Origin of the sequence: Wolbachia endosymbiont of Cruorifilaria tuberocauda, assembly GCF_013365475.1 — a bacterium.
GTDB lineage: Bacteria > Pseudomonadota > Alphaproteobacteria > Rickettsiales > Anaplasmataceae > Wolbachia.
The window spans coordinates 588,460-600,853 of the sequence record NZ_CP046579.1; the positions used below are offsets into that span (position 1 = coordinate 588,460).

A 12,394-nucleotide genomic window follows, 5' to 3' on the forward strand; every position below is an offset into this window, starting at 1 on the left:
CAAATCTTAAACCTGATACATCACTTCTAAAACTTTTCTACCAATTGCTGCTGGAGTATCTGCAATCGCAATTCCAACACTTCTCATAACCTCTAACTTTGCAGCAGCACTTCCACTACTAGAGGAGATAATAGCTCCAGCGTGCCCCATACGCCTTCCTGGAGGTGCTGTCTGACCAGCTACAAATCCAATAACTGGCTTTTTAGTTTTCTCTGCCTCTACAAAGTTTGACACATCCTCTTCTTCACTCCCACCTATCTCACCAATAATTACAATACCGTGAGTACTATCGTCTTTTAAGAATAGTTCCATACAATCGACAAACGTCATTCCGTGAATAGGATCACCTCCAATCCCGACACATGTTGACTGACCAAGACCAACAGCAGTTGTCTGCGCTACCGCTTCATAGGTTAAAGTTCCAGAACGAGACATAATCCCTATATGCCCACGCTTGTGAATATAACCAGGCATAATTCCTATTTTACATTCTTCGGGAGTAATAATTCCTGGACAATTTGGGCCAATTAACCTACTTTTTGAACCTACAAGGGTACATTTGACTTTCACCATATCAAGTATTGGGATACCTTCTGTAATACAAATTATTAGCTCTATCTCTGCATCTATTGCCTCAAGTATTGCATCAGCAGCAAACTTAGCAGGTACATATATTACTGTAGCATTTGCACCAGTTTTTTCTTTAGCTTCTATCACAGTATTAAAGACTGGCAAGTCAAGATGAGTATTTCCACCCTTACCAGGGGTCACCCCACCAACTACCTTCGTTCCATAACTAATCGCTTGTACTGAGTGGAATGTACCCTGTACACCAGTAAAACCCTGGCATATTAATCTTGTATCTTTATTTACTAAAATAGACATGCTTTATTTACCTCTTTCACTATTCCCTGTGCAGCTTCATCTAGTTCATCTGTAGCAATAACACTCAACTCTGAATTCTCTAAGATTTTTCTACCATCTTCAAAATTAGTACCTGATAATCTAACCACCAGAGGAACTCTGATACTCATTCCTTTTGCAGCTTCAACAATTCCACTTGCAACAACATCACAACGCATTATCCCACCAAATATATTAACTAAAATTCCTTTTACATTTCTATCAGATAAGATAATCCTAAATGCTCTAGTGACAGTTTCCTCACTTGCTCCACCTCCAATATCCAAAAAATTTGCAGGTTCTCCTCCGTAGTATTTTATTATATCCATTGTTGCCATAGCAAGACCTGCACCATTCACCATGCAACCAATATTACCACCCATTTTTATATAACTAAAACCATGCTTTGCAGCTTCTATCTCTTCCTTTACTTCTTCATCATAATCGCGGAGCTCCATAATTTCTGGATGGCGGTATAGAGCATTGTCATCAAAATTAATTTTTGCATCAAGAGCAACAAAATTCCCTGAATCTGTTTCAGCTAATGGATTAATCTCTATTTGGCTTGCATCAGTCGCAATAAATGCATTATATATGCTCTTTGCGATGTTTGTTATTTTTTCTATTTGCTTTTGATTAAAGTTAAAAGCACTGTTTAATTTTCTACTGTCAAAACTTGCAAAACCAGAAGCAGGATCAATATTAAGCTTTACAATTTTTGTAGGGAATTTTTTTGCAACTTTTTCAATGTCAATACCACCTTCTGAAGAAAATATAAACACTGGCTTACTTAATTTCAGATCAATTGCTAAACTTAAATAATACTCTTTCTTAATACTTAAACTTTCTTCAATGTACACTTTTTTTACTTTCTGGCCATCTGAGCCTGTTTGATAAGTTACCAAGGTCTTGCCAAGCATATCCTTTACAAGCTGTTGAGCTTCCTCAGCTGACTTTGCTAGCTTTATACCACCAGCTTTACCCCTTCCACCCGCATGAATCTGAGCCTTAACCACAAACACGTTAGACTTTAGATGACTCATTCGAGTCTCTACTTCTTCTGCAGATGTAGTGACAAAACCCCTCAATACTGGAACATTGAACTTACGTAAAACCTTTTTTGCTTGATATTCATGAATATTCATAAAAGAACCAATATAAATTATTATAAATTACCAACTATAACGTTGTCTTCTACTCTCTTGCTGACGCCTTTTTTTTTAACTTCAGCTTTCTTTTTAGCTCTTATTTCTGATTTCTTTTCATGATACTGCTTCTTTATTTTTACTCCTCTTCCTTCTTTTTGAATTGTTTTTTTCAATATTGGGAAAGCTCTATTTACATCACCATAATGAACTGATACTTCAATCAAACTTCTACCCCCACTTCTATAACTATCTCAAAAACCTACTTATAAATTAGAAAATTAACGTTGTCAATTATTTTATAAACTAAGCATTAAGTTGCAATATAACTGAAACGCAAAACTCTTCTTACTAAGATACTAAAGTACTCTAATTTGCAATATATAAGACTATTTCACATAGGTAAGTAAAGATAAGCCATATTAGTTAAAGTTCTCACTACTCAGGTTACTCCTTTGCCGTTGACTCTGCTCATACATAGATTCAAAATCTATGGGATCTAATATAAGAGAAGGAAATCCAGCACTGCTCGTAACCCTTGCAATTATTTCCCTCGCAAAAGGAAAAAGAAAAGTAGATCCACCAATAAACAATGCTTGCCTTACCCCTTCTGCACTCAGCTTTGCAGAGTTTCCTATTGAAAAAACACCACAATATTTTGTTTCACAAATAAAAGCAATACCATCCTTTACGTTTTCACCTTCTACCATAGCTTTTGCTTCTATATGTAAGGTAACTTCATGGAAAGACTTTTCTCTATCGTTTCTTCTTTCACATTCAGCTCTTTCCAATTTCACTGAATTAACATTAACCATCACGTTAATACTTGGAGCTTCCTTTGAAAAAAGGAATGGTGAATTTGGATTCTCGAACGATAGATCTTTAATATATTGGCCATGAATTTTCATTTCGCGTTGCAACATTTCTTACATCTCCATAATTTAAGTTGAAGTATTTAACATTTTCTTCTACAATATATTCATCTGAAATGAATAGCAAATTTAAATCTCAGATTGACGTGAAATAAACACGTTCTTAATAATTAATAATATTTAAGTACTTTATATACTAAGGAGTTGGGTTGCTATGGTAGAGCTTGTAATATATGCTTTATTAGCTGCATTCATTTTTTCAAGATTATACAGTTCTTTAGGAAAGTTAACAAACCCAAACTTAAGGAAATTGACTAGTGTGCTAGATATCAGCCAAAGTAACGAAGATGTATCACCAGAAAACATTGAAGACTACATTAGTAGCAACAACAAAAATTTAATAAAAGCTGCCTACGAACAAATATTACAAAAAGACAAGAATTTCTCTATCTCACATTTTATGGAGGGTGCAAGCATGGCTTTTGAATTAATAATAAAGTATTTTAATCAGGGAAATCTGTCTAAATTAAAACCTCTTTTAGATAAAGGCTTATATAGTGACTTTACAGAAAAAATCAAACAACGCAAGGAAACATACGAATCAATAATTGTTTCTATCACTTCACAAAAGATTTTAGAAATAAAGCTAATAAAAAATGTGGTGTTTATTGCAGTATATTTCCTCTCAGAGCAAATTAATTTTGTTAAAGACAACAATGGAAATATCATATCAGGTAGCACATCTACAATTAATAGAGTTGAAGATATGTGGGAATTCAAAAAAAATATTAATTCATCAGATCCAAGCTGGCTGCTTATTTCTATTAACTATAATAATGATAAGTGTCAAATAATAAATGATAAGGAAGACTAGCATTATTTGAAATTGATTATGGAAAGTAAATTACGAGAAATAGTACTTGATACTGAAACTACTGGTCTTGACATCGAATTTGGTCATAGGATCATTGAAATAGGATGTATAGAATTGATCAATCGCATCCCAACAGGTAAAGTATTCCATCATTATCTTAATCCAGAAAGAGATATACCTTACCACTCATTTAAGATTCATGGCATTAGTGAAAAATTTCTGGAGAATAAACCATTATTTTCAGATGTCGCGTTTGAATTTCTCGACTTCATATCTAGCGATATTTTAGTAATTCATAATGCTGAGTTTGATATAAAATTTCTTAACATGGAGCTTAGTAAATTGAATAACGAGTTAATCTCTTCGGAGAGAGTATTAGATACATTGCTACTTGCAAGGAAAAAGTTTGCAGGGTCACCAGCATCCTTAAGCGCATTATGTAAGCGTTTTAATATCTCGCTAGATGAAAGAGAATTACACGGAGCACTAATTGACGCTCAGTTACTTGCAAAAGTCTACGTTGAGCTTACAGGAGGATTACAAACTTTCTTGTTTGATGATATCAAATACAGACAAGATAACAATCAAATAGTGACTTACCATAAAGTAGGTAACCTAGCTTGCAGGGAACATTCACCAAGCGATGAAGAAGTTAATGAACATAAAAAATTGTTAGATAAAATCAACAATCCACTTTGGAAGGAATATATTGAACAAATTAATTAATAAGATATAATTTTATTTTATCAAAAGATATTTTAATGATAGGATTTATAAGATTATTATCTATCATACTAATAGTATTAGCAGCTACTTTCCTCAGTTATTGTTTTTTTACTAAAAAAGGTATATTCTCCTTAACAGGAGGGATTAACAATGCAGAAGTTAAAATAGGAAGTGAGTTCGCTCTGATTAACCAAGATAATCAAATCATACGTAGTAAAGATTTTAAGGATAAGTACATGATGATCTTCTTTGGATTTTCCTCATGTAAAAAGGTTTGTCCTATGAATCTTGGAATAATTTCAGAAATACTTGCAAAGCTAGATGAGAAAACTAATGAGAAGCTACAAACATTTTTCATAACAATTGACCCTGAGCGTGATAACATAGAAAAACTTAAAGAATTTCATCAACAATTTGATCATAGAATACAAATGTTAACTGGTGAAAGAGAAAAAATAGATGAAGTAATTGCAGGCTATAAAGTATATACCAGCAAAGGTGTGGGAGAAGGGGAAATTAACCATTCTTCGGTAATATACCTTATTGGTCCTGGGGGGAAATATATTGCACACTTTGTAGCTGATTTAAACTCAAATGAAAGTCAATCTGATAAGATTGCAACTAAGATAAGAAAGTACATAGATGAACTGTAGGCCTTCTTGCTTAGAAGCAGCACATTAATACGTGCACGTGGATTATAATTTTTATAAATACGATACCCAAATCCTACCAATCTAAACTTTTCTTTATTGTCCCTTACTTTTTTAATAAATTTATCTACATCACCACTTTGCCTTATCTCCTCTAACATACTTGTAGCTGCTCTATTAGCTGCTTCACCATGAGCTGTCCCCATAAGGTAGCAACTCCCTGCAGATAGACTAGCTAATAAATTGAGGGACCACAGGGTAGATCCACTAATCTTACAGCTGTTGTAGAAGCACTTTGCTCATGGTCAGCGTGAAGAGTAAATATTCTTATCTAAAGCTTTTATAAAAAGAGTGCTCTTGTCTTTGTCAAGAGGTCCCATTGTTGCACTCAATATTGGTAATTCAACCTTCAGTCCATTTTCTAATTCTAATAAAGCTTTTTTGCTCATGACCTCACCACTACTAAAGTTTTATACAAGTAGAGATATACTAATAAAGTATACATAACCTAGTTAACTATAAATTAATCATGCTTAAACAGTCATCAATGCCTTTACTTTTGCATTCAAGCGACTTATTTTACGTGCAGCAGTATTCTTATGAAGAAGGCCTTTATTTACACACTTATGCAAATGAGATTCAGCATTTCGAAATGCTAAAATGATATTTTCTTTATCACCAGATTTGATTATGTCAACCAACTTTCTAATAGCAGTGCGAGTTTTATTTTTGCGCATTTTATTTATTAAAGTACGTTTTGCTACTACTTTTATCATTTTTTTAGCGCTCTTATGATTTACCATATATATACATAAAACAATGTATTTCCTTTATATTATGGGATTTTCCACTAGTTTACAATACAAGTTTTTTTTGCGATTAATTTGCTACTTTCTCCTTCAATAGTTTTTTGTAAATTTTTTAAAAATTTTCCTTTGCTTAATCCAGGATATATTGGAGATAATATTTTTATTATCGCCTTCCCAGGATTCTTCCTTATGGAGAAGATGCTTTTTGGCCAAAAAAAACCAGTATTTAAAGCAACTGGCAATACAGGAATAGATAATATACTATATAAAGCAGCTACACCTGAACGATATTTCACCTTTTGCCCTACAATAGTTCTTGTACCTTCAGGAAATATGATTATGCTCCTATTTTCTTTTATACGTATCCTAGCTAACTTAATAATATTCTGTATGGAACCGATACTATCCAAGCGGTTGATAAAAATCATATCAAGTGCCATGAGATACAAACCAACAAATGGGATCCATCTTAGTTCACGTTTTAAAATAAAAACTGCATTCTTAAATAAGAGCATAAAAATAAATGTCTCGAACGGAGACTGATGCTTAGAAGCTACTATAAAAGGCTGCTTTGGAATATTTTCCATCCCTCTAATTTCATACTTAATACCACATAATAAGCGAAGCATGTATAATATAACTTTTATTGAAAAAGCAAGGGAAATAGCTACTATATGTGTAGGGAAAAGGAGTATAGGAATGGTAGCTAAAGTATAAATTACTTCCCACAATATAAGAAAAAAACTAAATAAAAGACTTGAGATCATAAGTTAAAACAAATTTATTTAAGTTTATCTTACTACAAGCTTAAAACAACAAATTTAACTATTGATCACCTTAGTAATAGGGTGTGAATCGGCTAATTTAGCTTTCAGTTTTTTATCAGTAACGTGAGTATATATTTGTGTTGTAGAAAGATTAGTATGACCAAGAATTTTCTGTATTAGCACAATATCTGCTCCACTATCTAGTAAGTGAGTAGCAAAAGAATGTCTAACTACATGTGGGGAGATTTTGCTTTCATCAATATTGCATTTTCTCGCTAATTCCTTAATCAATTGACCAATTCTTTGCCTTGTAATCGGCTTATTGGGTCTATTACCTGGAAACAACCAATCAGACTCTTTACCTCTTGGTGTCAGATTATGACGAACTAACAAATAATTTTTAAGGCTTTTTAGTGCCTGCTCATTAAAAATGATTTGCCTTTCTTTACCACCTTTCCCCTTTATAATTATAAAACATTCTTTATGATTACTACTTATCAAATGTAACACCTCACATAATTTTATATTAATCAGCTCAGTGATACGCATACCAGAAGAATAAAGAATGTCTAAAATAGCACACAGCCTTTTGTTACTTATCTCTTTGTTTGATCCTATCACTGATTTTCTAACTGAATCCATTAATAAAAACATTTTCCTAACACTTAAATGCTTTGGCAAAGGACGTGGAACTTTTGGACTTTTTAACTCATCATCACTAGCAGGAGCAGGATTAAAAACTACTATCCCATCATTAAATAGGCACTTATAGAAATTTTTCACAGTAGATATTTTCCTTGATATAGAGCTACTTTTATATTTCTTTTGCGTGTTTAAAAAACTTACATAATCTTTAATGTTGGTTTTGCTTGCACTAACCAAAGTAATACCACTTTTTAATAAAAAATCTTCAAGCTGCAATAAATCTGAACGATAACTTTCTAAAGTGTTTTGCGTAATAAACCTCTCTGACACAAGAGCATCTATGTAGTATGTTATATAAAGATTTTCTTTTTTATTCTGTAACTTCCTACTTTGCATCACTAGTTCTTATATTTATTTCCTTGACTACAGCTTGACCTGAAATATCACTTGCACCTCTTATAAAAAGAAATAAGAGAAATGAAGCGTTAACTAATATTATAATAAGTAAAAAAAACTTTCGTCTTAATTTTTTCTTTAAATTTGATCTCATTCTTACCATACCTAAGTTATAGCATCAAATTTACAGAAATTATCTTACAAACTACTAATATGCTATCTCTTTTCTTCATTGTATCTATAATAATAGATTAGTTTTATAGCACTAGCGTAATAAAATGGTAGTATATAGTGTTATAAACATCAATAATAAATTTTAATTTATATAACAATCATTATTCTTTAGCAAAGCATTAATAAATGGGATAGTAATATTTGATCCCATAGATTCATCTATTTTTTCCATAATCTTGTTAACACTATGAAAAGAACGCTCTACTCTTGCTAGAATATAGTCGATTACTTTCAAATCAACTCTTAGCTGTTTATCTGAAAATCTTTTTATCAACATAATTCTCAATAACTCCCAACTTGCAGGTGGGATTTTCACACTGATAGTTGATAACATACGGGAACTCAAATCTTTTAACTTTAAGTTAAGCCCTTTTGGTGAAGCTGAAGAAGTAATAAGCAACCTTTTGTTGTTCTCTTTCATGTAATTAAAGCAATGTAACATCATTACTTGATCTTGAATATTTTGTATATCTTCCAAAATAAAAGCATTACTATATCTCATCTCACTCAGAAAATTATTCTCACTAACAAAGACCGCATTATTTACCGATTGCCAAATATGAGCAAGATGAGTCTTGCCAGAACCTCTAGGTCCAAAGAGAATCAGACACTTCCAAGATATGTCATCAATTACTAAATTGTATACATGCTTATTTTCACATAAAATGATAAAATTTTGCTGACTATAATCAGTTTGATTGTTACTAAATAGATTTAGTTGCATATTGAACATCTTATTCCTCTTATATACATCATAGTATTTTTTAGCCATCTTCCATTATAAGAAACTTATTATACAAAAAATCTATTAGATACAATCAAATTACTTTGAAGACATACATAGAATGTATCTCATTGATACATCAAGAATCACCATTACTGGGTAAAAATGTACCTCTCAACCCAAAATATGTACATATATTCATTCAAGGATACTGATAGTTTAAGCATATACATTCTCCAATTTTCCATATCACCTACTCTCTCGAGTAATTATATCCGATGAACTAATCTAAAGCTTGAGTTCAATATCTGACAACAAGACTACTGAAACACAAGGTATTTATAAAAAATGACCAATAACCACACTAATCTTCCTAGATTTCTGGGTAAGTAAAATAAATCATTTATTACTTCACATCAAGAGGGGGAGTAAAGAATTTAATACATAGTAATTTGAACATTATAATAGATAAAACGAATGTAATAACTAATATAGGGAAGTAGTGGTAAGTATTATAAAAATTATAGAATATAGTGCATATTTTGTACTTTTTAAGTTCCACTACTAGTGGATTAAATGAACATATAATAGTGAAAGATATAAAACTAAGAAAACCTAGGTATACTAGGAGTAACATGCAAATTATAAGATGACAAGACAAATAATTGCTTAATTACTGCTTTTAGCAGTAAATTTAAATATATAGTCTGTTTTACTCACCTTAAAAGGGTTTTATAGAACTACTCCAGAAAGTCCCTAACAGATAGAATAACATAACTATCATATCATTTCACTTTCTTCTCATATAATATAACCTACACACTTTAATTATATTCTTGCTGATTTTGCTACACAGCAAGAAAGTAGCAGATAGTCTAGTTCATCCTCCTATTCTGGAACTAGCATTTTTTGCTATTTTAAGTGCTTTCTAATCAAGTTCCAAATTTATACAGAAAAAGCTTAGAAATGCTGTAACCCATAAATGTACATGTAGTATAAAAATTGAATATACGATACTAATTAGACATAATTTTTATTATTTTATCGTCAAGACTAAAGATAATCAAATGATTTTCTTTTTATGGTAAGAAAGATCAATCAACTTATTAAATAGTTCTTACTTCTATTTTATAACTACTTTAAACTTATCATCGTACTATTAAAGTTGCATAATAGGTCTAATGCTTCAGTGTTTCTAACTCAGAAAAGCTATCGTCTCTATTTTTTATAGAAGAGAATGATGCACTGTTGTCAGTATCGTCTCCTATTGGGATAGTAGATCTTGTCAAAGCAGCCTTTATCACCTCATCAATATTCTTAACAAGAACTATATTAACCTTTTCCTTAATATTTGATGGAATTTCCTGTATATCCTTTTCGTTCTCGCTAGGTATAACCACAGTCTTGATTGCTCCCCTAAGGGCTGCAAGTAACTTTTCTCTCAAGCCACCAATAGCTAAAACTCTACCACGTAATGTTACCTCACCGGTCATAGCAACACCCTTATCAACTGGTATACCTGTCATAAGAGAAACAATAGACGTACATACCGCACTACCAGCAGAAGGTCCATCCTTTGGTACAGCACCTTCAGGTATATGCAAATGTATATCATTACTTTGAAATTTTTCAGGTTCTATTCCAAAAGATAAACAACTTGATCTAATATAACTATACGCAGCCTTTATAGATTCTTGCATTACCTCCCCAAGCTTTCCTGTATATTTTATTTCACCTTTACCAGGAATCATAACTGACTCTATCATTAAAATATCACCACCTGTTTCAGTGTAAGCAAGACCAGTTACTACTCCTACTAGATTCTTATTTTCTGCAATACCAAAAGTATATTTACGCACCCCCAAATAATCTTGTAGGTTATCAACTCCTATAGATATTTTCTCACTTTTATCAGTTAATATTTTTTTGACTGCTTTTCTCATAAGCTTTGCAAGCTCTCTTTCCATACTACGAACACCACTCTCACGTGTATATAAGCGTATTAACCCATACAGTGCTTCATCAGTTATACACCACTCCTTTTGACGCAAACCATGCTCTTTCCTTAATTTAGGAATCAGATAATACCTAGCGATATTAACCTTTTCATCTTCAGTATAACCAGACAATTGTATAATTTCCATCCTATCACGTAAAGGATATGGCAAGCTTAAGCTATTTGCCGTAGCTACAAACATTACACTTGAAAGATCAAACTCAACTTCTAGATAATGGTCCATAAAGTGCTTATTGTGTTCTGTATCTAGAACCTCAAGCAATGCAGACGCAGGATCATCACGCGAATCAGAACCCATCTTATCTATCTCATCAAGTAAAAAAAGAGGATTGCACGAATTAGCTTTTTTCATGTGTTGAATGATTTTACCAGGCATTGACCCAATATAAGTTTTTCTATGGCCACGTATTTCAGATTCATCACGTACACCCCCAAGAGCAATACGGACGAAATTCCTCCCCACTGCTCTTGCTATAGATTTTGCTAAAGAAGTTTTTCCAACACCAGGGGGACCAACTAAGCAAAGTACAGGACCTTTTATCTCTCTTACTCTCTTTAATACCGCTAAAAATTCTACTATCCTGTCTTTTACCTTCTCTATGCCATAATGATTTTCATCTAATATCTTCTTAGCTATATTTAAGTTAATTTTTGCATCCCTATATTTCCCCCACGGTAGATCAAGTAACCAATATAGATAATTCGATATAACTGTAGCTTCAGGAGAGACTGGATTCATTTTCCTATATCTTTTTAATTCAGCTAGAGCTTTCTCCTTTGCCTCCTGAGAAAGCTTTGTTTCATCTATCTTTTTCTCAAATTCATTTACTGAATTTCCTTCTTCTCCATTCTCAAATTCACCCAATTCTTTTTGAATCGCCTTCAATTGTTCATTAAGATAGTAGGCTTTCTGAGTGCTCTCAACTTGAGACTTGATCGTTTTACACAAACGGTTTTGCGCATCCAGGATGCTTATTTCTCTTTCAATAAAAGTGAAAGTTTTTCTTAAACGCTCTATTGGACCGTAAGTTTCAAGTATGCTTTGCTTATCGGATGCTTTTACACTCAAACACGAAACTATTGTATCTACAAGCTGATCAAGCTTTTTGATTTGTTCAATAGGGTTAACAACAACTTCAGGGTGGTTTTTCTTATTTAGCTTACACCAACTATCAAATGCGCTTATAACAGATCGCCTTAAAGCCTCTAGATCAACATTATCCTCACCTTCCTCACACTCATAATAACTACCTAACTCTACCTTAGCCTGTAATAAAGTATGGGAGCTAATATACTCTAAAACTCTCCCTCTGTTTACTCCTTGAACTACAACCTTTACTGCATTATCGGGTAGTTTTATTAACGATTGTACAATATTTGCTAGTACACCTACCTCATAAAGGTCTTGTGGTTCGGGGTTGTCAATAGAACCATCTCGTTGTGTTACAAGAAAAATCTCATTTTGACGATTACTATTATCAATTGCACACTCTAATGCATTGATAGATTTTTCCCTACCTATAAATAAAGGAACAACCATGCTTGGAAAAATTACTACATCCCTTAAAGGTAACACTGGTAACGTAACAAAACTAGAATCCATAGCACACTCAACGCTCATACATATGCTCC

General features: G+C 32.6%; 14 protein-coding genes and 1 pseudogene. 3 read left to right on the forward strand and 12 right to left on the reverse strand.

The features are described from left to right. Window positions 1-6: 6 nt before the first annotated feature. The 4 genes and pseudogenes from sucD to secB form a co-directional block, all read right to left on the reverse strand. Window positions 7-885, reverse strand: a complete 879-nt coding sequence (sucD, locus tag GOY13_RS02300; protein ID WP_175814209.1) for a succinate--CoA ligase subunit alpha — start codon at window positions 883-885, stop codon at window positions 7-9. Then, window positions 873-2,048, reverse strand: coding sequence for an ADP-forming succinate--CoA ligase subunit beta (sucC, locus tag GOY13_RS02305; protein WP_175814210.1), 1,176 nt, complete (start codon window positions 2,046-2,048; stop codon window positions 873-875). Before sucC ends, sucD begins: the two co-directional genes overlap by 13 nt. A 27-nt stretch (window positions 2,049-2,075) precedes the next feature. Continuing rightward, window positions 2,076-2,275 (reverse strand): annotated as a pseudogene (locus GOY13_RS02310) (30S ribosomal protein S21). 195 nt (window positions 2,276-2,470) lie between these two features. Continuing rightward, window positions 2,471-2,971 (reverse strand): protein-export chaperone SecB, encoded by a 501-nt coding sequence (gene secB / locus GOY13_RS02315; protein ID WP_175814211.1) that lies wholly within the window; start codon window positions 2,969-2,971, stop codon window positions 2,471-2,473. Window positions 2,972-3,134: 163 nt separating this feature from the next. Between secB and GOY13_RS02320 the strand changes: the two genes are divergently transcribed. The 3 genes from GOY13_RS02320 to GOY13_RS02330 are packed head-to-tail and all read left to right on the forward strand — an operon-like array spanning window position 3,135 to window position 5,173. Beyond that, window positions 3,135-3,794 carry a Tim44/TimA family putative adaptor protein gene (locus GOY13_RS02320; protein ID WP_175814212.1) on the forward strand — a complete coding sequence of 220 codons (660 nt, stop codon included), beginning with the start codon at window positions 3,135-3,137 and terminating at the stop codon, window positions 3,792-3,794. An 18-nt stretch (window positions 3,795-3,812) separates the two neighbouring features. After that, window positions 3,813-4,520 (forward strand): DNA polymerase III subunit epsilon, encoded by a 708-nt coding sequence (gene dnaQ, locus GOY13_RS02325; protein WP_175814213.1) that lies wholly within the window; start codon window positions 3,813-3,815, stop codon window positions 4,518-4,520. Between the two features lie 35 nt (window positions 4,521-4,555). Continuing rightward, on the forward strand, window positions 4,556-5,173 hold the full coding sequence (locus GOY13_RS02330; RefSeq protein ID WP_175814214.1) for an SCO family protein: 618 nt from the start codon (window positions 4,556-4,558) through the stop codon (window positions 5,171-5,173). Here the strand turns inward: GOY13_RS02330 and GOY13_RS03495 are convergent. From GOY13_RS03495 to lon, 8 genes are all read right to left on the reverse strand, one after another. Further along, window positions 5,122-5,442 (reverse strand): citrate/2-methylcitrate synthase, encoded by a 321-nt coding sequence (locus GOY13_RS03495; protein ID WP_369800355.1) that lies wholly within the window; start codon window positions 5,440-5,442, stop codon window positions 5,122-5,124. The two genes, GOY13_RS02330 and GOY13_RS03495, sit on opposite strands and share 52 nt — an antisense overlap. 33 nt (window positions 5,443-5,475) lie before the next feature. Further along, a complete protein-coding gene (locus tag GOY13_RS03500; RefSeq protein ID WP_246214286.1) occupies window positions 5,476-5,619 on the reverse strand; it encodes a hypothetical protein in 144 nt (47 codons plus the stop codon). 84 nt (window positions 5,620-5,703) lie between these two features. Continuing rightward, window positions 5,704-5,973, reverse strand: a complete 270-nt coding sequence (gene rpsT / locus GOY13_RS02340; protein WP_175814215.1) for a 30S ribosomal protein S20 — start codon at window positions 5,971-5,973, stop codon at window positions 5,704-5,706. Window positions 5,974-6,020: 47 nt separating this feature from the next. Further along, a complete protein-coding gene (locus tag GOY13_RS02345) occupies window positions 6,021-6,746 on the reverse strand; it encodes a lysophospholipid acyltransferase family protein (protein ID WP_175814216.1) in 726 nt (241 codons plus the stop codon). A gap of 54 nt (window positions 6,747-6,800) precedes the next feature. Then, window positions 6,801-7,787, reverse strand: a complete 987-nt coding sequence (locus GOY13_RS02350; protein WP_175814217.1) for a tyrosine-type recombinase/integrase — start codon at window positions 7,785-7,787, stop codon at window positions 6,801-6,803. Further along, window positions 7,777-7,941, reverse strand: coding sequence for a hypothetical protein (locus GOY13_RS02355; RefSeq protein WP_175814218.1), 165 nt, complete (start codon window positions 7,939-7,941; stop codon window positions 7,777-7,779). The genes GOY13_RS02350 and GOY13_RS02355 overlap by 11 nt, the downstream gene beginning before the upstream one ends. A gap of 162 nt (window positions 7,942-8,103) precedes the next feature. Beyond that, a complete protein-coding gene (locus tag GOY13_RS02360; protein ID WP_175814433.1) occupies window positions 8,104-8,745 on the reverse strand; it encodes a DnaA ATPase domain-containing protein in 642 nt (213 codons plus the stop codon). A 1,178-nt stretch (window positions 8,746-9,923) separates the two neighbouring features. Further along, window positions 9,924-12,383: an endopeptidase La gene (lon, locus tag GOY13_RS02365; RefSeq protein WP_175814219.1), complete on the reverse strand. Its 2,460-nt coding sequence runs from the start codon at window positions 12,381-12,383 to the stop codon at window positions 9,924-9,926. Window positions 12,384-12,394: the final 11 nt, after the last annotated feature.